Source organism: Alteromonas sp. BL110 (assembly GCF_003443615.1).
In the GTDB taxonomy this organism is placed as follows: Bacteria; Pseudomonadota; Gammaproteobacteria; order Enterobacterales; family Alteromonadaceae; genus Alteromonas.
This window is the reverse complement of the sequence record NZ_CP031967.1, coordinates 3,025,569-3,046,155: the sequence shown is the minus strand read 5'-3', so window position 1 is coordinate 3,046,155 and position 20,587 is coordinate 3,025,569. Positions and strand designations below refer to the sequence as shown.

Genomic DNA, 20,587 nt, shown 5'->3' with positions numbered 1-20,587 from the left:
TTACATCTCTTTTTTAAGGGTTTTCGCTACCGCTAATACCAGTTCTGCCGAAGGGCGAACTTTGTAGTCTGGGTTCACATAACTAAATAAAACCTTCCCTTTTTTATCTAGCATAAAAATAGCAGGCGCTGGCAAAACGCTTTTTCCACTTTCACCTTTGGTTAAATCAATACCATAGGTTTTGTACTTCAATTCTGTCACGGTATCAACGTAGAAACCAACGCCGAATTCGCGAATGGTGTCCAACTTATCATCAGATAAAAGTGTAACCAAAAACTCAGTTTCAAGTTTTTGCTCTTGTAAACGCGCAGGCGATTCAGGCGAAATTGCCAATATCTGATACCCCATATTCACTAAGTCTTTTTCAATATCTTTTAGCTGGGCAAGCTGTTCGTTGCAGTATGGACACCACCCGCCACGATAAAAAAGTACAATACTGGGCTTTTGCATAGTCAGCGCTTGTAAGCTTACCGGTGTTCCGTCAGCCATTTTAAGCGTTGTTTTAGGCGCAACCTGGCCATTGAGTAATGGCGTCACCGAATTAGCATCTTCTGCAATGGCTCCGCGCTGTAAAGCATGTACATTTGATGTACCCGCAATACAGGCGAATACCATAGCTGCCATAGCGACGAGTCTTTTCATTAATCCTTCTCCAAATTTATATTCTTATTGTGGCTTGTTTACTGTTTTAGTTATTCGCGCTTCGCGCGATGCCCAAGAACATGACCGAGAAGGTTTGTTTAAAATTTCATTACGCATGAAAATAAACGCGTACTTACCTGCGATATAGGCCTCTTAGCTACAGCAGGCAACGCATTTTACTGGTAATATAGCGTCAAAATTTGCTGTAGCGTTTGTTCGCATGGCACACGAGGCTTTTCTCAAGCCTTAATAAAAACAAAGCAGGATCACCATGGCTCTTAAAGCGACCATTTTTAAAGCTGACATATCAATAACAGATATGGATCGTAACTACTACAACGATCACAACCTTACTATTGCCCGGCACCCATCAGAAAATGACGAGCGCATGATGCTGCGTATTATCGCCTTTATTGTTAATGCGCATGAGCGCTTACAGTTCACCAAAGGGCTGTCTGACGACGAAGTGCCTGATTTGTGGCAGAAGAGCTTTAGCGATGAAGTCGAGTTGTGGATTGAGTTAGGTCAACCGTCAGAACAGCGCATCAAAAAGGGCTGTAATCAAAGTCAACAGATGATGATTTATTCATACGCTGACAATAGCTTTGATGCCTGGTGGAAGAAAGAGCAAAACAAGTTACAGACAAGAAAGAACCTATCAATTTTTACTTTGCCAGAGCCGCTAGCTGCTACGTTGGCTAAAGCAGTTCATCGCTCTATGCAAATACAGGTTACCATTCAAGACGGGCAAGTCTGGTTAACTATAGAAGGTGCCGATATCACCGAAAGCGTTGAAGTAGCTATCGAGAAACACCTGTAATGAAAAAGCTCTCTGCAGTTCAGCTTAAACAACAGGCACTGGTTTTCAGTATAGCCGATAGCTTGGAAGCACAAGGATTTGAAGAACTTGAAGGTATGCAACAATGTTGGTTTGACGTTCAATATCATCAATTCCCTGGTTCTTTACTGCTGAGATTTCAATTCGAAAATGAAGAGACACTGTCACGGGCCGAGCCTGAATTAAAAAAATGGCAGCGACGATTAAGCGCAGCGCTACTTAAAAAAGGTGTAGTTTTGAAAGACATGCGTCGACATCTTGTGTTTACTACGCAAGGTCCAGAAGATTAACCCGCGTAGTACATCACAAAATAACATCTTGCGACGCACTTATTTTCTATAGATCGCACTTTTTTTGTTATAAACCTTTCATTTTTTCACATAAAGTCTACTTACACTTTACTAGATAAGTAGGCTAGACTGGGTTGGTCGAATATTCAGCTTGCCGAATAATACTATTATATGGCTAGTAACACTTAGCCATACGCTGCATGTTCGAACACCATGTTGACCGGTTATAAAAATAGCCACTATCCCAGCAAAAGGAGCTTCATAATGAAAACTAAAGCAATGGCGTTAGCACTACTACTGTCTTTAATGGGCTGTACAGAGTCTAACGACGAAACAAAAAACGAAGTAAGCAAAGAGATGGAAAAGGCGGGCGAGACTACTTCTGAAGCCTATGAAGACGCTAAAGAAGGCGCGGCAGATTCTTGGGATGAAACCAAAGATGCAACATCTGACGCATACGAAGACGGTAAAAAAATGGCTTCTGATGCCTATGAAGATGGCAAAGAGATGGCTTCTGATGCGTATGAAGACGGCAAAGATATGGCCTCTGACGCGTATGACGCAACTGCTGAAAAAGCAGGTGAGTTTAAAGATGCAGCGGCGAAGAAAGCACATGAAGCTTGCGTGAAAATGAAAGAGCAAATGGGCGGCGACGTTAGCGAATGCGACGATTAATTTAATTGCGCAATAAAAAATAGAGAGCGAGCCTTCGGGTTCGCTTTTTTGTTAGTGTTTAATTTAGCGTATAATAAAACTGGGTGTTCTAACTAAGGCTAATCACACCCTGCTAAGATCACAGAATCAGACGTTATCGTTAAGGGGGCAACTCTTAATAACGTATTAATGCCTAAGATGTTATTTCCTTTCGGAAGCACAGCGACCTCCACTGGCCCGACTTCACACGTGTTACCAATTCGAACAGAATTTAACTGATACTGCGATATCTTTACGATTTTTCCATTCGCCATTCTCGCTGCCGAGGTCCGGGTGGCAAGCAACTTTTGGTTGTGTGTTAAAGCATCGAAGGTGGCCTGATTTAGGGTTAGCAGACTTGAGCCCGTATCCAATAAAAATGAGGCATTCACATTCGATTCTAAGGTTGCTTCTAAATAAAGCGTGCCGCCTTTGCTTTGTGAAAGTGGAATACTTTGTTCTATCGCCGACACTGTCGATGTAAAAGCGATCAATAAAGTTGATAGCGCCAGTGACGACACCTTGAATTTTAACTTCACCGCAAGTGTACCAAGTACCGGTTCTAAATGAGTATTAGGTGACAGCAAGATAAAGACCAAAAGCTAAGTGATTGATTTAGCCAGCAGACTCTAAAACCACGCAGTTCCATAGCACCAGAACGGTGCAGCCACTCATTTCCCCTGCACTATGATTAACCATCTAATTTCTATCATGGCCCGTTATCACTAAACGCGCTCGCGCTCCTCTTGATTGCTAAAGTATCTTATAAACAGCTAGGTGATAGCATATGACTATCACCAATCGCCATTGTTTAGAACTTTTTTGGTCATACAATAGACTAAAGTAGCAATTCAATAAGAGGACACAACATGAAATTACGCTATGTATTGGGTTCATTAATTACCGCGGTTTCACTTGGCGTTTCTGCAAATGCAGCACAGGCAATGTCTGCATCAAGCGATGAAACTGTGGATGTGCAAGTTGTCGATTACTCTGGCAAGCCACCGTTCAAACGCAAAATCATAAGCTTATCGGTTAACGATGTTGCACAATTAGAATCGGTAGGGCAAGACGCCATTGAGTATGTAGAAGTGAAAGACGTCATTATGCGCGGTAAGCCACCATATCGCAGAGTGACGAAAATGATGCCAGTTTACGACGTCGCTCAACTTGAGGTACTCGAAGAACAAGCTGACACACAAAAACGCGGTACGCGCCCGCCATTTAAGCGTCACTAATAGTCCTATACAACTTCCCAACTACTTGTAACAAAGCGATTCACTTTTGCCTGGGTGAGTCGCTTTTTTATTGTGTATACATGACCTTCTATTTAACTCTGTACTACAGCATTTGTTTTTCCCTTTTATTTCTAAAAACGCGTCAGAAGCGATAAAGTAATAAAGAACAAAAAAAAGAGATAATAAATGCAGCCTCACGACCATTCACCACTTGATGATTTTATTGAATACCCTGAAGAGCAAATGCTAGCTCGTAGCGAAGAATTCTTGAAAACCATGCAGCGTCGCCACAGCGTTAGACACTTTAGCGACCGCCCCGTTGAAAAGGCGGTTATCGAAAACTGCATTTTGACCGCAGGCACCGCGCCTAGCGGGGCGAACCATCAACCTTGGCACTTTGCCGCAATACAATCGCCCGAAGTAAAACAACAAATACGCGAACAAGCTGAAGCCCATGAACAAGGCTTTTACAACGGTCGTGCTGGGCAACAATGGTTAAATGACCTTAAGCCTTTGGGTACTGATGCAAGTAAACCTTATTTAGAAACAGCACCTTGGCTTATTGCCGTATTCAGCCAGAAGTTTGGTGAAACGGAAACAGGAGAAAAAAGCCAAAACTATTATGTGCATGAATCCGTTGGTATCGCTGTGGGAATGCTCATTACCTCACTTCACAACGCAGGTTTAGCAACCTTGACCCATACGCCAAAACCTATGAACTTTCTAACCGATGTGTGCCAACGACCAGACAACGAGCGCGCTTACATGCTAATTATTGCAGGATACCCAGCAGATAATGCCACCATCCCCGCCCACGCCAAAAATAAGAAGTCGCTTAGCGAGATTGCGAGTTTTCTATAGAGCAAGCGCACACGTTTAGCGTGTGCGCACAAACTTATAAATGCACTCAAGCAGCACAGCTTTATCGAACAATGGATTTGCTGTGCCGTTCCCTCCTTTTTGTCTTATCCATATGAGCACAATTCATGTGGGCCTAATACTATTAACGGCATAGACATGAGAAATTCAGCACTTATAATGCGCCCTCGTTATTAAGGGTTGCTACCTTTTCACTGCGAATTTTGGTCACCCACATTTAACAGCCCCTCGGAGCTTGTACCCTCATGTCATCGCGTCACCCATTTTCACCGCAACTTCCTTTTCTGCTGTTAAGTCTATTAACTGGGTTAACCTCGTCATTTGTTACGCCACTAATGAGCTACTTTCTTATTGACGAGATAAATGTTGAGCCTATATACATCAGTATTTATATGGTTTCCGTGACGTTATCAGGCTTGGCGATCAGCCAATACTTAGGCCACTTGGCCGACAAAGGTTTTAACGCAAACCGCCTTTACGGTCTCACTATGGTTTGCGTAGGCATTGCCATGGTGGCGTTTATCTTCAGCAAGCAGTTCTGGCACGTGTTTCTTGCTGGCGTTTTGTTTATGTCGGTAGGTGCTGGGGCAGTGTCTCAGATGTTGACTGTTTCGGGGCTATGGGCAAAAAACCAAGACATCGATTTAGCCGCTTTTAACTCGAAAGTTCGCGCAGCTATATCTCTTGCTTGGGTGGTAGGCCCACCACTAGCATTTACTCTGGTTGCCAACTTTGGCTTCGCCGCGTCTTTTTCTGTGGCTATCGCTTGTGTGATTGTTGCGACGCTATTTGTCGTTCACGTAGTACCGCCACAAAAAGCCAATCAACAGTCACTTAACACGAGCCTTAAAGGCTCACTGTCGCTGCCTTTTTGGCTAGTTGGTTTGGCGATACTTGCTGGAATGGCTGGCAACGTTATGTATCTATCATCCATGCCCTTATACGTTATGAATGAGCTAGGATTAGCGGAAAACTTGCCTGGGCTAATGATGGGCGTGGTAGCCGCGCTTGAAATACCTACCATGCTGCTTGCAGCCAAATTAGCGCGACGCTTTCCCCCTGCTGGCATTATGGCGGTAGCATTTATTTTTGGCTGTTGCTTTTACGTTGGCGTGTATTTCTCTCAATCAAGTTGGGAGCTCTTAACACTTCAAATATTAAATGCCCTATTTTACGGATTATATGCAGGCATTGGATTGACCTTGCTGCAACAACAAGCGCCCGATTTAACCGGGTTTACATCAGCGTTTTATTCAAATGCAACCCGCGTGGGCATGATGTTAGGTACTATCGGTGCGGGTACAGTGGCCCAATTTTTTAGCTTCAGAGATGCCACTATCGGGTCACTCTGTATAGCCATATTCGGCCTAAGCGTGATGTTGGTATTCATGTTTGCAAAACGACGAGCTCTTCGCTAAGCGGCAGCCTCTTTGAGTTGGATTGCACGCAAAACCCAATCAAAATGAGGTACCGTTTAATACATAATGCTGTTTAAGTCGATACTAGGTTATTTGTCGGCTAAAAGTAAGCGGTTGGTATCACTTCGCCTGACACTGGCTACACCAATAGAGACGTCGCCCGTTATACGTTTGGCGTTTTATTGGAGTGGCACAGATTCTACAAGGCTGCTCTTCCCTATCGAACACCATAAACCGCGTGCCTTCAAAGTTAATGCCTTTTGCTTCAAGCACTTCGCGTAGTTCTGTGTACACGGTATAGCCACCGGTTTCATAACTGCGTTTGCATATTGCTAAGGTGTGATGTGATAAGCTGCGCAGCTGCTCATCATCTAACTGAGAAGGTTTGAGTGAAGGATGAACACCTGCTGCAAATAGTATTTCGCTGCGAAGGTAATTCCCTAACCCTGCCATAAAGCGCTGGTCTAGGTATAGACCACTCAGCGCCCTGTTATAAAAAGCTTTTGAACGTAGTCGTTCTAACACCAGCTCTTCTGTTACCACATCGTTTAACACATCAGGCCCTACTCGCTGCAAAAAAGGGTGCTCGTGAATAGTTTGTGTTGGCCAAATACTAATATCGGAGGCACTATACAAAATAGCACTGTGAGTTTCGGTATGAAGCCCAACCCTTAACTGACGTTTAGTATCAGGTAATTCATTGCGTTTGCAGGTATGCCACACGCCATAAAGTTGATTGTGTGAATACATAGAAAGGGCGTTGCTAAAATGCGTGATTAGCGCCTTCCCACGGGTTTCCATACGCAATACTTTTTCGCCTTCCAATTGTTTAACGTAGAGTTGAAGCTGCGCTAACCCAAACTCTACTTTTTCTAAATGAGCATCTTTTATTACCGCTTCGACTTTGTCCGCAGCGCGACGAATTTCAGGACCTTCAGGCATGTTGTCTCAAATACCTTTTATCTGGGTTACTTTTAGCTCATATCACCTTAAGCGTATTTCCCGCTTACTGTTAGCTGAATGATAATGAATACAAAAAGGGACTGTTGTTCTTTAATGTACTTTAAACCTTAGTTTGTACATCGAAGATCAACAGACCCTTTTTCTAATTTAACTAAAACTCAGATTGCCTTATTCGAACATTCTGCTGATTAGTCCTTGCTTGGCACGATCAGATACTTAGTGCCTGTCTTTTTCGCATTGTACAAAGCCACATTCTCTGGTTGTAGTGCTTCTTCCAGGCTTAACTCTTTGCTGTACGATGAAGCAAAGGTAGTGTTAATCTCCGTAGCTACCTTTTGATATAGCTCGCCCACACGTTTCTTATCAAGCTTTCCTAAGAAGCGCATTAACAACCAGCCACCTATACTCCACGTCATACCGTAAGCGCGGTTTAAAATTGTCGGCGAGAAATCTAAGCCGCCGTAGATATACACTTGTTTATTGCTGTCAGAGCCATAAGTGTTGAAGCCTTTTGCATTTTTACTGCCCGACGCTTCCATCATAGTAAGAATATCGCTAACTAGCTCACCGCCACCAATGGCGTCAAATGCTAGCGTAGCACCAGTGCTGTCGATGGCCTGGTAAAGTTCAGCTTTGAAATTCTCGCTGCTGGAATCAAGTACAATCTTCGCGCCAATACCTTTAAGTAGGTCTACCTGCTCTTGGCTACGAACGATATTGACCAGCTCTACGCCTTCCTCTAAACAAATTTTGTTTAGCATCTGCCCAAGATTAGAGGCCGCTGCAGTGTGAACCAAGGCTTTATGCCCTTCCATACGCATGGTTTCAACCATACCGAGTGCAGTAAGCGGGTTCACAAATGACGACGCAGCCTGTTGCGGCGTAGTGCTATCCATATGAGGTAAACATGCCTGTACGGGCACGCAAGCATACTCTGTATAAGCTGCGCCGGTTAGAATAGATACGGTTTTACCCATCAAAGCCTGCGCTTCAGGGCTGTCACCCGCTTTAACAACCGTTCCTGCGCCTTCATTCCCTATAGGTAAAGTTTGGTCAAGACGAGACTTGATACGGCTTAGCAAAGGCTTGTGTACCGGTGCAACCAATGCATTTTTATCCGCATCGAAGGTCGCTTTATCAAGACTTGCGGGGCCAAACATAGGCCACATATCTGAAGGATTTATCGGAGAGGCTTCCATGCGCACAATCACTTCATGTGCCTTCGGCTCTGGAACATTAACTTCTTTTAGCGATACCTGAAGCTCACCTTCTGACGTAATTAGCGTAAATAGTTGTTTAGATTTATTCATATTGACTCTTGTGCCCTAAAAATTAAAACGCTCTATGTACTGTTAAGCTAACACGCCACCACTATCAGCAATATTTATATTTCGAATAGATATGCGTTTCGACCACTTATACAGCAAAAAAATGGGGTCAGAGTACTTTTTTGTGAACGCTTTTAAGTAGTAACCCAATCGCTACACCAAACGATTCTCCAAATCGGTTTTCACACAAGCGGCACGCCTTTGAAAAATGGGGGCAGAGTACTTTTTTTGCGAAAACTTCCGCGTGCCACCCCGTCATCTGCATCAAGTAATACTGCTACTTTCCCATCACACAGTGCGACATGGCATTAATCGATAAAGTACTCTGACCCCATTACTTGGGTTACACTGTTATGCCTCTATCAACTTGCTATGATGAATTGAGAAATGAAGAAGTTTTATGCATACCTATTACTTGGGCTTACTGGAATAAGCAATGTGGCGTTTGGTAAAGCTGCACCTTTGGTCTCAATTCCTACCCACGACGCGTTTTTTAATTCAATAAAAGCGCACTGCGGAAAAGCGTTTCAAGGGAAAGTGAGTAAGGATAATGTTGGTAATACCTTCGGTGATGCAGAACTTGTTATGCAAGTACGAAAGTGCACAGACTCAGAAATTCAAATCCCTTTTCGTGTGGGCGATGACGCATCTCGCACCTGGATATTAACAAAAACTGGCGCTGGTCTTATGTTAAAACACGACCACAGAAATAAAGACGGCAGTTTCCACTCTTCAACCATGTACGGGGGGCACACTGTAGATGAAGGATATGCCCAAGTTCAATCATTCCCCGCAGACGCCTACTCAAAAGCATTGTTTATAGAGTCTGGGATTGCAGCATCTACTGATAACGTGTGGCAAATGATGATTTACCCCAACCGCTTTAGCTACCGACTAGTTCGCCCGGCGCGCGAAGTACAGGTAGATTTTGATCTCGAAAATTCCATAGCAACGCCAAGCGCCCCTTGGGGATATGAATAATGGGGTCAGAGTACATTTTCTAATTTAGGAGAGCCTACTACGCTATTCTTTTCATCTTTTCAGCTTGCCCGTTAGACCAGTTTTGGCAGGTACAGGGTTGTAGCCTTTACTCAATTCACTCATTTTAGTAGAGAGAATACAGAAAGGGATTTGGTGAAAATATGGCAAGGAAACCTCGTTTGGCTCCCGCAGGCTATCCTCAACACGTCATCCAAAGAGGTAACAATCGCTCAATATGCTTTAAGTGTGAGAACGACTACATCGCTTATATTAGCTGGCTTAAAAAGTTCTCTTCGAAATTTGATGTAGGCATACATGCTTGGGTATTGATGACCAATCACGTTCATTTACTTTGCACTCCTAATCTTGATAACCTTGGCGTAAGCAAGATGATGCAAGCGCTTGGTCGCATGTATGTGAGGTACTTTAACCACAAATATGAGCGCTCTGGAACGTTGTGGGAAGGTAGGTTTCATTCCAGCCTGGTCTCTAACGGCGAATATCTTCTCACGGTTCACAGATATATCGAGCTGAACCCTGTAAGAGCAAACATGGTCGAAAAACCGGTTGAATATAAATGGTCTAGCTACAGAATAAATGCGTTAGGGACACATTCGTCACTGCACAGTCCTCATCCTGTATACCTAAATTTAGGAGCTTCAGAACACCAGCGCCTTGTGGCTTACCGAGCTCTGTTCGATGATGAACTGCCTCAAACTGTCATTGATAAAATTCAAAGCGGTACTCGAAGAGGACTAGTGCTGGGAAGCGATTCATTTAAACAGCAAATTGAAAGCCTAACTGGACACCGCTTAAAGCGCGAAGCGTTGGGTAGACCACCGCAAACCAGTGAACAGTTAACCACTGCTCGCTCGGAAATAACTTAATGTACTCTGACCCCATTTTTTATATCGTAACTTGGAAGCTTATTAATGTACTCTGACCCCAATATTTTACAGCAGCTTTTTGGTTTCTCAGCGTTTCGCGTGGGGCAAAGAGAGGCGGTGGATTCTTTACTTAGTGGGCATTCAACGTTAGCTATCTTTCCTACTGGCTCGGGTAAATCGTTGTGTTACCAGTTCGTCGCTACGCAGCTGCCACATTTAACTCTAGTGATTTCTCCATTACTGGCGCTAATGAAAGATCAGCTTGAATTTTTGCATAGCAAAGGCATTGCGGCAGCTAGCATCGATTCCACATTAACGCCCGAGCAAAACAAGCGAGTGATGAATGACGTGCGTTCAGGGCGGTGTAAAATTTTAATGGTGTCGGTAGAACGCTTTAAGAACGAGCGCTTTAGGCAGTTCATTGAATCCGTTCAGGTCAGTATGTTGGTGGTTGATGAAGCTCACTGTATTTCTGAGTGGGGACATAACTTTCGCCCAGACTATCTTAAACTTCCCGCCTATCAAAAAGAGCTGAATATTCCATTAGTATTGCTACTTACAGCAACGGCCACTAAAAAAGTAAAAGAAGATATGTCGGCCCGTTTTGATATTAGGCCTAACAATATTATTCAAACTGGGTTTTATCGACCTAACTTAAATTTATATGTTCGTCCGGTTCTCGAATCTTACAAAAACCAAGCGTTAGTTGAAGAAATTCACAAACAACAAGGTGCTGGGATTGTTTACGTTACACTACAGCATAGCGCTGAGAAGGTTGCGCAAATTCTGCAGCAGCAAGGGATAGCCGCGAAAGCCTACCACGCGGGTCTAGATAGTGAAATAAGGCAAGCTATCCAACAAGACTTCATGAACAACAAGATTCAAGTCGTTGTAGCTACTATTGCCTTTGGTATGGGCATAGATAAATCGGATATTCGTTTTGTAATTCATTACGACCTGCCAAAATCTATTGAGAACTACAGCCAAGAAATTGGCCGGGGCGGACGGGATGGAGAAGCAGCAAACTGTACCGTACTCGCGAACCTAGATGGGCTTGTCACCATAGAAAACTTTGTTTACGGCGACACGCCAGATAAGAGCGCAATCGAGCGCGTAATCAACGACATTAAATCGCAAACTCCTGCTATACCAAATAAGGCCAAGCAAGATAGAGCTCAGCACGTTGCAGTTACCCAAACTAGCTCATCAGTTGACAATGAAAATGGCGTTTACCAATGGGAAACACAGATAAATAGCTTATCAAGTGCGAGTAACATTCGTCAGCTCCCACTTAAAACCCTATTGGTACAGCTTGAACTGGCTAACGTCATTCGTCCTTTATATGCCTATTTTGCAGAATACAAATTCCGCTTCATTTCAGATAAAGCCACTATATTAAGCCTATTTTCAGAAGAACGAGCGCGCTTTCTAGACGCCGTATTCACGCATTCAAATATGAAGAAAGTATGGGGCGTGGTCGATTTTGATAGTATTTTTCAGCACTACGGCGCAGAGCGTTCTAGAGTTGTAGCGGCCTTAGAATATTTGCACGAACACAATCATATAGAGCTTGCGTCGCGCTTAATTACCGATGTGTACCGTATTAACAACGAGTTACTGCAAAATGGCGAACTACCCAACCAACTAGCGCACTATTTTGCAGAAAACGAGCGTAAAGAGATCGAGCGCATCAGCGCACTTGTAAGCTTTTTCGAACAAGACACCTGTTTAAGTCATAACTTATCAGTGTATTTTGATGATACTCAAGCGCCGAAGGCGTGTGGACATTGCAGTGTATGTAAAGGCGATGTAGCAAAGCTTAGCTATTCATCACCCATACCAACACCCGATAGTGAGCAAGTATCAGAAGCTATAACAGCGCTAAGAGCGCATTTAAGCGGCAAGTTTGAAGGCCCCATTACACCTTCTATTTATTGCCGCTTTCTAACTGGCATGACCATGCCTTTGTTTAGTCGCTTGAAAATAAGACAAGTTGAAGGATTTGGCAGCTTGGAACACTGCCGATATGCCGACGTTTTAAAAGAAGTGAACGCTGTTTTATGCCAATGACCAACTGTACTGGCTATTGAAGGGTCGGTAACGGGCCTGTCTTTAATTAAATTCGTGCCCTGTTACTAAAAAGGGCACATTCCGCTTACTATCTGCCGGTAGCGTGAACCATGTTCATCACGCGTTTAGCGACTTTTTAACGCTAACGTCTGATTACGCCATATTATCAATCTGCTTTAAAATACTGCCGAAAGCACGGCTCCCAACATTTTGAATCTGTTTGTCAAAGTAAAGGCTACCTAAAAGAAAAATGGTAATGTGCCCTTTCGAGCGCCAAGTAACATGCGTTTTTTCACCTTCTTCTTTCAGCGTTATTTCACCTAACTGGTGGTCGTATGGCAAGGGCTTAGACTTTACCACTTTATAGCCCAGTTTATACGGCGGGTCGTAGGCTACTATCTCTTCGTGAAGATTCGAGCCTCCGGAAATAATCTCGCGAACAGCACCCAACCCATTTGTTTCAAGTTTACCTTTGACCAATAAATTTGACTGCTCAATAGCTTTGAATTGCTCGTAGTTAACATGGTCACTTAATATGGAAAAAACTTCTTCGATAGGTTTATTTATGGTTCGCGCTACATGAATCGAAAACACGCTTTAATCCTTTTTATACATTCTTATTAGCGATATTTTTCGATAATAGCTTAAACAAGACCAAACGTTTACTTAATAAAAGTTATCGTTCACGGGCAATCTTGTGAATATAGCAAAAACCTTAATTCTACTTTATAGTGGCAAAAGAAATAGTGTCGCAAACGGTATAGGAAGTATGGGCACCAATAAAAAGGGATCACTTGTTGTGGTCGGCACAGGCATTAGTGTTGCAGGGCAAATGACTATTGCCGCTAGAAGTCATATTGAGAATGCCGATATCGTCTTCATGGGTATTATGAACAAAATTGGCGAGCATGTGGTAACTACGCTTAACCCAAATAGTGTATCGCTAGACGACCTTTACGAAGAAGGTAAATCCCGCGCCCTTACCTATTCTCAAATGGCCGATAGAATTGTCGAGTCTGTAGTAGAAGGCCATAAAGTATGCGTTGCTTTTTATGGCCACCCCGGTGTTTTCGTCACTCCCTCTCATGAAGCTGTCCGCCGTGTGAAGGAGATGAACTTAGAGGCCAAAATGTTGCCCGGTGTCTCGGCAGAAGACTGTTTAATAGCCGATTTGGGCATCGATCCTTCACGCTATGGCTGCCAGTCATACGAAGCCACTCAGTTTCTGTTTCGCGATTACCGCATTGACCCGCATATGACACAAATAATCTGGCAAATTGGTTTAGCCGGAGAAGCCACATTAAGCGTGTTAGATGCAAACCATAGCCAATCTGGCTTGGCCATGTTGGCAGATATATTGGCAGAGCATTATCCAGCGGACCACGAACTTATTATTTATGAAGCGGCGACACTGCCACTTTGCGAACCCAAAATAGAAAAAGTTCTGCTTAGTGAACTCGAATTTGCAAAACCCACTTTAATCTCTACTCTCGTTGTTCCTTCCAAAGGGGTGCCAGCGTATAGGCAAGACCGATTGGCAAAGCTAGGGTTAACAGAAAAACAAGTTACGAATTATAGAAACCCAACTGTAAATTAAAAAGGATAATAAAAATGGCAAAATCTATTCAAGATTTCATGGTTGAACTAGACACTAACAGCAAGCTTATGGAGGCTTACAAAAGCGATCCTGTGGCAACGGCGAAAAAATACGGTTTATCTGCCGAAGATGTAAAAATTATTGCTGATCAAAATTGGGATGAGCTATCTAAGCGCTTTGATGATACCAGTAAAACGATTCGCGTTATTAGCTACTAACTACTAATAAACGAATAATGAAGCTCTATGTTTTGTATATTGTCAGTGTCATTGCATTAATGACACTGTCTGCGCGCGCTTTCGCTGTGCCGCAAGACAAGGCTTCCTCTGCCATACACCAGCTTGATGAGCTAAAAGCACGCATTCAAGAAAACGACCCAAACGTTCAAAATACGTTTAGGGAATTGCATACTTTTTTTGCAGCTCAACCCAATGATTTCGACCATGCACGCTTTTTAAACATTAAGTCGTATTTTTATGTTTTAAAACAAGACTATGCGTCGGCATATGAGGCATTACTAGAAGCCCGGAAGTATGCAAATTCATCAGAGAATACGTTGGCCCTTGCAGAGTCGTATCGCCTAGAGGGTTTAATTCTAGATTTGTCAGGCGAGCACGCTAGTGCACTAGAAGCCATGCACCAAGCGCTAGATTTTTACAATGAAGTTGAAAGTGACCGTGTTCTTTTGGTGTATAGCGCCATGGGCAACGTTTACATGTCGCTAAAAAATTATGAGATAATGCTGACATTTGCGCATCAGTATTTGGCTGCCGCGCAACGTTTTAATAATAAAGAGGGTGAAGGAACCGCCTATTTTTTCCAAGGGTATGCACAACGTGCGCTAGGCGAATATCAAAATGCGAAAGTAAGCCTATTATTAGCTGAAAACTTGCTTCGCGAAGCTAACTATCCTTTTATAGGCATTGTACACAGCGCAATGGTAGAGCTTCACATTGCACAAGGGAATTTGAGCGAAGCATTAAAAAAACTGAATCAAGCAGCAGAGGCCGACCGCCAGGTTGGGTTTCGCTATAACGAAGGCTCTCACCTTCTTCATCTTGTAGACATCTACAAGCAACAGGGTGAAATTGAACTTGCTATTAGCGAACTTGAAGCTGGGCTCGAGAAAGATGTCATTAAAAATGACAAAGTATTGGTCACCGACCTTTTAAACCAGCTTATCTCGCTTCACGAGAAAAACGGAAACCTGGAAGCCGCACTTAACTATTCAAAGCAACATAAACAAGCATTTAAGAAAAGCTTTAATGAGCAGCAGTCGAGACTGATGGCGCTGCACCGCGTGCGATTGGCCGTGTCTGAAAAAGAAGAAACAATAAAGCTTCTGGAAAAAGACAATCAGTTAAAAGAACAACGAAACCTGATCCAACAGAAAAAAAACACTCAGCAACTTTATTTTATTGGCTTTGTAATCCTTTCTTTAGGATTGGTAGTTGGGCTATGGCTTAGAACCCGACTTCAGCGAATAGCCCTCAATACTCTGACGCAGGACTTACGTAAAGCGACCAAGGCTAAGTCAGATTTTCTGGCCCGTATGAGCCATGAAATTCGCACACCGCTAAACGCAATTATTGGCCTTACCAAGCTTTCTCAGCGCGCCGCAGAAGACAAAGAGCAGCAAACAAACCTAATTCAAATTGAGGGCGCATCGCAAACGCTGCTAAGTATAATCAACGACATTCTCGACTTTTCTAAAATTGAGGCTGGCAAGCTGGATATCGAGTCGACGCAATTCAATTTGGATGCATTGGTAAACCAAACTATTAGACTGCATCTAACCCGCGCACAAGAAAAGCATATAGAACTTATACAACATATTTCTCGAGACGTGCCGCTAAACTTAATTGGCGACCCATTGCGCATACAACAGGTGCTCAACAACCTATTAAGTAATGCGCTTAAATTCACTGAAGATGGGCTTATCTCTGTTAGCGTTAGGTGCGCACAAGCTGCAGACGATATTCAGCTTGAGTTTGAAGTGAAAGATTCAGGCGTTGGCTTGAGTAGCGCTCATCAAGCCCAGCTGTTCCAACCGTTTAATCAAGGTGACGAATCCATTTCGAGACGCTACGGTGGCACAGGTTTAGGACTAGCAATTTGTAAACAGCTCACTGCTTTAATGGGCGGCGAAATTTGGGTAGAGAGCCAGTTAGGAAAAGGCTCTATTTTCCACTTTACCGTAAAGGTACAGCAAGACGCGTCTCAACAAATTATTTCTCCATCTAAGCAGCTTTCAGCATTAAAAGTGCTTATAGCCGACGATATTGAAGCTTCGCGAGACGCAATTTCTGAAGCCCTTTCAATGGCCAACATTCACGCTGATATCGCCTCTGGCGGAAAAGATGCGATTGTTAAAATGCGTGCAGCTTTAGGCACATCATCACCCTACGACGTACTTATTTTAGATTGGAATATGCCTGATATAGATGGCCTTGAAGTAGCGGCGATAATGAGTCAAGAATTTTCAGTTAAGCAGCCAAAAGTGATCATGCTTTATGCGTTTGAATCGCCACGTATGCGAGAACAAGCGAACCAACTTGGCATACGTAACTTTATTAAGAAACCATTTAGCACAAGTGAGCTGGTAGATAAGCTGCAAGAGCTATGTCTTAACGTAAAAACTAAAGCCTTGCCTAAAGACAAGCCAACAGTGCCTAACTTGAAAGGCACACGTATTCTTTTCGCAGAAGACAATGCACTAAACCAAAAAGTAACTATTGGTCTTTTAGCTGAAACTAGAGCCTCGATTGAAGTTGCCAATAATGGTTTAGAAGCAATAAGCATACTACGTAAAGATAGCTCATTCGACGTGGTATTGATGGATATCCAAATGCCGGTAATGGATGGATTAACGGCAGCCAAACACATTAGAGAAGAGCTAAAGTTAACCTTACCTATTATCGCTACAACCGCTCACGCCATGCAGCAAGACATTGATAAAAGCCTAGCGGCTGGCATGGATGGTCATATTAATAAACCTGTCGACCCTAATCGCTTTTTTGACGTACTTGTTGAGGTATTGGATAAAAGGCAGTCTTCGGCCACCTCAGCGGTAAATAACGACAAGCTTGTAGCGACTGATTCACTTACGTTAATAGACAAATCAAAAGCCGTAGAAACCTTGCTTGGTGATGAAACGCTTTATAACGACCTGCTTAACGATTTCGTGGCTTTAGAAGGTGAGCTCAGTGCGCTCAAACAAGCTGTTGATACCCATGACTACCCTTCCATCGCAAGAATAGCGCACATCTTCACAACAGCGCTTCGTTATATTGGCGCCTTTCCACTTGCTGAATTAGCAAGCACAGTAGAGCTAACCATAAAGCGCAGCGAGCACAAAACAACCGACAACTTTAATGAGAAGCTAGAAGCCCTTCGCGAAGCTTTGTTGGAATTAAATCAAAAAGTTAAGGGGATGATGGGTGAATAGCGAAGCCTAGGAAAAGGTCTAGGCTTCATTTGTAAAAACAAGCACAGGAGCGCTAATACTAGCCTTCACTAGACTCTTGCGACGCATACTCATTTTTCATAAGCCATGCATATGCTGTAGTAAACGCTGTTTCTTGGAACTGCTTTAAACCAGTTTCAGAGAACGGAACTGCTAGCGGGTTTCTGCGAAGCGACTCTTTGATATCTGTAGGGCTAAATACAACAACCTCTAACCCATCAATTAGTTCGATAGCTGCCTCTAGTTTGAAGCCAATTGCGCTTCCCGCAAATTTACCTTTGCTTTGACGCTGGCGAATGATCACAGCATCAATTTTATAATCTTCGACAAGCTTAGCGAAAGTGCTTTGAAAGCTTTTTAGCCCCTTGGCACTGGTATCGGCAAGGGTTAAGCGGCGCGTACGGCAGTCGGGCAAATGAAACAAACCGTCAGCTAGCGACACCAAACTAATAATTGCTTCATTACCTTTTAAATCTATACCACAGACTTTCATATTTTTTCCTAATTACGTTTGCCTGTTATTATAACCCGTTTCTCGGCTGTTATTCACTTGCGAGTACTTTTCTTTACTTACCACGCTAATACGCGCAGCAACATTAGTTTAGCACTGACTTAATTGTCTCTTTAGACAGGGGCTTTACAAAATGTTCGTCGAACCCAGCAGATTTAGAATCCTCTACGTATTTGTCTGATCCCCACCCGCTTTGAGAGTAAAACTTAACGTTTTCTGCTTCGGGCAAAGCCTTAAGCATTTTAACTAATTCATATCCGTCTATATCCGGCATGCCGATATCAAGAAATGCATAGTCAGGCTTAAACGCGCTAAATGCGTCAACCGCGTCTTTTGGCGAAGTAATTCCCAAAGCAGTAATACCCATCGACTCAGCTAGTAAGCAATAAGCGTCGATAAGGTCGGCATTGTCATCTACGAACATGACTTTACTTTTGCTCTGAACCACCGGCTCGACTTCTGTATTTTCTGTTTGGTCGTAAGCAGTTTTGGAAATAGGTAGCCTCACTTCAAAGGTACTGCCCTGATCGACGCCTTCACTCATCACAGACACTTCACCGTGATGTAATTCCACAAGCTTACTCACTAAGGTTAAACCTATACCAAGCCCGCCCTTGGTATGTGTAGAATGAGCTTCAATTTGAGTGAACATATTGAACACATCTTTTAGCCTATCTTCAGGAATGCCCATTCCGTTGTCTTTAACAGAGACAACAATCATCACACCTTCTTTTCTGATATCTACAACGATTTTCCCAGATTCTTTTGTATACTTGGTCGCGTTATGAATAATGTTTGAAAAAATCTGGCTTAAGCGTGCTTTATCTCCATAAACGGTTACATCTTCTTCTAGACAATTTACCGTAATATCGTGCTTTTTCGCTTTTACTTGCTGTTCAACAATTTCAAGAGAATCAGAAAGCACGTCCTGAATGCTTAGTCTCTCGAATTCAAGCTTTACCTTGCCGCGGGTTATACGAGATACGTCCATTAAATCATTAATAAGTTTGGACATGTATTCGGCTTGACGATTGATAATAGCCGTTACTCTTTTACGCGTTTTATCATCATCAACCGACTCTAGAATACTTGCACCAGACATGATTGGACCTAAGGGGTTTCGCAACTCATGAGCCAATGTAGCAAGAAATTCATTTCTGTAATTATCCTGCTTTTCAAGCTCTTGAATACTTATGTGCATACGCTCTTGCACATCAAGGGCGTATACCAAGAACATTCGGTTTAATCGATTGGCTGTATCGACATCGGCTTTATCAAACGCTGTTGAACGCCCTTTAATGGTTCGAGTATGGATAGTAAACGCCGAACGAGGTTTAAGGCGCTCAGATTTTGGCGCATCTTCTGATTTTTCATTTTCTGCGCCAATCCACTTTTGCACTCGGTGGGTTTCTTTTCTAAACCAAGCGGTGAAGTACTGCTTTTTCTCAAATAGCGGAATGATCATAATACCGGCAATACCATACTCACGCGCTTCGGGGTAATCTTCATATAAAGCATCATTAGTGTAAGGAAAATCGCCTTCGCCACTCGCTTTAGAAAAAATATCTTTAATGAGTTCTATCGGTAAGGTAGCGCCTAAGGTAATGGTTTCATACTGTGAGTGGTAAACAAACCCAGAGCTATTAAGCGCATCTAAAAAAGCTCTTTCTCCGCTTTTCACTACACGACTGATAGGGTTTGCCGGCCCTATCTTGTCAAGCATGGCATCCACAGCCTCGTCGGTAACATACTTTTTGTGTTTGGCAATTTCTTCTTCTTTTGCCAACAGGTGCCAACTGAACAGTTGACTTAAATTCTCGCACTGCAGCCTTACATTTTGGGGTATATAACAGGTTTCGCGATGATGACAGGAAATGAGCCCGTATAACTCTCCATCTGTCACCAAGGAAATAGAAAACGATGCGCGTAGCCCTTGGTTTCTAATGTACTGAAGATGAATGGGCGAGAACGTGCGCAATAGCGAGCGAGTGAGGTCTAACCGCTCTCTTCCCGACTCCTTGGCAGATGGAATTAACTTTGCAGGGGGAAGCTCTGTATCAGGTACTAGCCGTACCCAGTTTGTTTTGTACAGCTCCCTGGCTTGTTTTGGTATGTCTGAAGCGGGAAAGTACAAGTCTTGGTAAGATTCCATATCCTCAGCTTTAGCTTCCGCGATAACCTTACCTGAGTAGTCATCGTTGAACTTGTAAAGCACCACTCTATCCATGTTAGTGAGATATTTAATGGTCGACACCATCTCTTGTGCCATCTCGCGTAGCGATGTCATTTCTTTAAATCGCGGAGCGATAGACATTGAATAAAGCTTTATGAATTGTTCTGCACTATAAGTGTCTCTAAATTCTGTAGCAGGCTCTAGCTCCACGACATAATGATGACCTGAATCATAAACAACCGCTAAATAATCTCGGGCCTCACCTTCTACTAAAAGCGACGAATTTAAAATCAGTTTAATGGGCAGCCGTATTTTGCTCTTCGACACTCTATCGAAGGTTTCTTCAAGAAACGCGCGCTCGTTAGTATCAGAGGAAAGAATATCTAAAAAGTTTTTCCCAATGATCCCCTCAGCAAATATCGTTTCGCAGTTTTCACTGACAATTGAGATATTTAGATCGTCGTAGCTAAACGCAATAAGAAAACCATAACTTTGTACACTTTCGGGAATATGTATGGGTTCGTCTTCACAACGTTCAAAGTTAAAGTTTTGAGGAGATTGAATCATAGAGGTCCTAAATTTTGTATCCGTGTTCCATACTTAAGCTTGAATC

General features: G+C 43.1%; 19 protein-coding genes. 12 read left to right on the top strand and 7 right to left on the bottom strand.

The window, feature by feature from the left end; all coding sequences use genetic code 11:
• Entirely contained in the window at positions 1–642 is a 642-nt protein-coding gene (locus D1814_RS13125; RefSeq protein WP_118492959.1) for a peroxiredoxin-like family protein, read from the bottom strand.
• 271 nt (positions 643–913) lie between these two features.
• Between D1814_RS13125 and D1814_RS13120 the strand changes: the two genes are divergently transcribed.
• The 3 genes from D1814_RS13120 (at position 914) to D1814_RS13110 (ending at position 2,445) form a co-directional block, all read left to right on the top strand.
• Positions 914–1,462, top strand: coding sequence for a YaeQ family protein (locus tag D1814_RS13120; RefSeq protein ID WP_118492958.1), 549 nt, complete (start codon positions 914–916; stop codon positions 1,460–1,462).
• Positions 1,462–1,770, top strand: a complete 309-nt coding sequence (locus D1814_RS13115) for a hypothetical protein (RefSeq protein WP_118492956.1) — start codon at positions 1,462–1,464, stop codon at positions 1,768–1,770. Before D1814_RS13120 ends, D1814_RS13115 begins: the two co-directional genes overlap by 1 nt.
• Positions 1,771–2,034: 264 nt before the next feature.
• Positions 2,035–2,445 (top strand): hypothetical protein, encoded by a 411-nt coding sequence (locus D1814_RS13110; RefSeq protein WP_118492954.1) that lies wholly within the window; start codon positions 2,035–2,037, stop codon positions 2,443–2,445.
• A gap of 98 nt (positions 2,446–2,543) precedes the next feature.
• Here D1814_RS13110 and D1814_RS13105 read toward each other — a convergent pair whose 3' ends face one another.
• Positions 2,544–3,050, bottom strand: a complete 507-nt coding sequence (locus D1814_RS13105) for a retropepsin-like aspartic protease (protein WP_232368882.1) — start codon at positions 3,048–3,050, stop codon at positions 2,544–2,546.
• A gap of 282 nt (positions 3,051–3,332) precedes the next feature.
• Between D1814_RS13105 and D1814_RS13100 the strand changes: the two genes are divergently transcribed.
• The 3 genes from D1814_RS13100 to D1814_RS13090 all read left to right on the top strand — a co-directional run bounded on the left by D1814_RS13100 (position 3,333) and on the right by D1814_RS13090 (position 5,998).
• A complete protein-coding gene (locus tag D1814_RS13100) occupies positions 3,333–3,701 on the top strand; it encodes a hypothetical protein (protein ID WP_118492952.1) in 369 nt (122 codons plus the stop codon).
• Between the two features lie 186 nt (positions 3,702–3,887).
• Entirely contained in the window at positions 3,888–4,562 is a 675-nt protein-coding gene (locus tag D1814_RS13095) for a nitroreductase family protein (protein ID WP_118492950.1), read from the top strand.
• 263 nt (positions 4,563–4,825) lie between these two features.
• Positions 4,826–5,998: a sugar efflux transporter gene (locus tag D1814_RS13090; protein WP_118492948.1), complete on the top strand. Its 1,173-nt coding sequence runs from the start codon at positions 4,826–4,828 to the stop codon at positions 5,996–5,998.
• A 120-nt stretch (positions 5,999–6,118) separates the two neighbouring features.
• Here the strand turns inward: D1814_RS13090 and nei are convergent, their stop codons facing one another.
• Entirely contained in the window at positions 6,119–6,940 is an 822-nt protein-coding gene (nei, locus tag D1814_RS13085; RefSeq protein ID WP_118492946.1) for an endonuclease VIII, read from the bottom strand.
• A 209-nt stretch (positions 6,941–7,149) separates the two neighbouring features.
• On the bottom strand, positions 7,150–8,271 hold the full coding sequence (locus D1814_RS13080) for a zinc-binding dehydrogenase (protein WP_118492944.1): 1,122 nt from the start codon (positions 8,269–8,271) through the stop codon (positions 7,150–7,152).
• A gap of 405 nt (positions 8,272–8,676) precedes the next feature.
• On the opposite strand from D1814_RS13080, the gene D1814_RS13075 reads away from it, so the two are divergent.
• The 3 genes from D1814_RS13075 to D1814_RS13065 all read left to right on the top strand — a co-directional run bounded on the left by D1814_RS13075 (position 8,677) and on the right by D1814_RS13065 (position 12,227).
• Positions 8,677–9,270, top strand: a complete 594-nt coding sequence (locus D1814_RS13075) for a hypothetical protein (protein WP_118492942.1) — start codon at positions 8,677–8,679, stop codon at positions 9,268–9,270.
• Positions 9,271–9,431: 161 nt separating this feature from the next.
• A complete protein-coding gene (locus D1814_RS13070) occupies positions 9,432–10,157 on the top strand; it encodes a transposase (RefSeq protein ID WP_118492940.1) in 726 nt (241 codons plus the stop codon).
• Positions 10,158–10,202: 45 nt separating this feature from the next.
• Entirely contained in the window at positions 10,203–12,227 is a 2,025-nt protein-coding gene (locus tag D1814_RS13065) for a RecQ family ATP-dependent DNA helicase (RefSeq protein WP_118492937.1), read from the top strand.
• Between the two features lie 153 nt (positions 12,228–12,380).
• Here the strand turns inward: D1814_RS13065 and D1814_RS13060 are convergent, their stop codons facing one another.
• Complete coding sequence (locus D1814_RS13060; RefSeq protein WP_118492935.1) at positions 12,381–12,821, bottom strand: SRPBCC family protein; 441 nt, start codon at positions 12,819–12,821, stop codon at positions 12,381–12,383.
• 175 nt (positions 12,822–12,996) lie between these two features.
• Between D1814_RS13060 and D1814_RS13055 the strand changes: the two genes are divergently transcribed.
• The 3 genes from D1814_RS13055 to D1814_RS13045 are packed head-to-tail and all read left to right on the top strand — an operon-like array spanning position 12,997 to position 17,272.
• The gene (locus tag D1814_RS13055) at positions 12,997–13,824 is read left to right on the top strand and encodes an SAM-dependent methyltransferase (RefSeq protein ID WP_118492933.1); all 828 of its coding nucleotides are present in this window, start codon (positions 12,997–12,999) and stop codon (positions 13,822–13,824) included.
• 14 nt (positions 13,825–13,838) lie between these two features.
• Entirely contained in the window at positions 13,839–14,042 is a 204-nt protein-coding gene (locus D1814_RS13050; RefSeq protein WP_118492931.1) for a hypothetical protein, read from the top strand.
• 59 nt (positions 14,043–14,101) lie between these two features.
• A complete protein-coding gene (locus D1814_RS13045) occupies positions 14,102–17,272 on the top strand; it encodes a tetratricopeptide repeat-containing hybrid sensor histidine kinase/response regulator (RefSeq protein ID WP_232368880.1) in 3,171 nt (1,056 codons plus the stop codon).
• Between the two features lie 58 nt (positions 17,273–17,330).
• Here D1814_RS13045 and D1814_RS13040 read toward each other — a convergent pair whose 3' ends face one another.
• Together D1814_RS13040 and D1814_RS13035 are read right to left on the bottom strand one after the other, a co-directional pair.
• On the bottom strand, positions 17,331–17,783 hold the full coding sequence (locus D1814_RS13040) for a DUF3010 family protein (RefSeq protein WP_118492927.1): 453 nt from the start codon (positions 17,781–17,783) through the stop codon (positions 17,331–17,333).
• Between the two features lie 103 nt (positions 17,784–17,886).
• Positions 17,887–20,541: an ATP-binding protein gene (locus tag D1814_RS13035; RefSeq protein ID WP_118492925.1), complete on the bottom strand. Its 2,655-nt coding sequence runs from the start codon at positions 20,539–20,541 to the stop codon at positions 17,887–17,889.
• Positions 20,542–20,587: the final 46 nt, after the last annotated feature.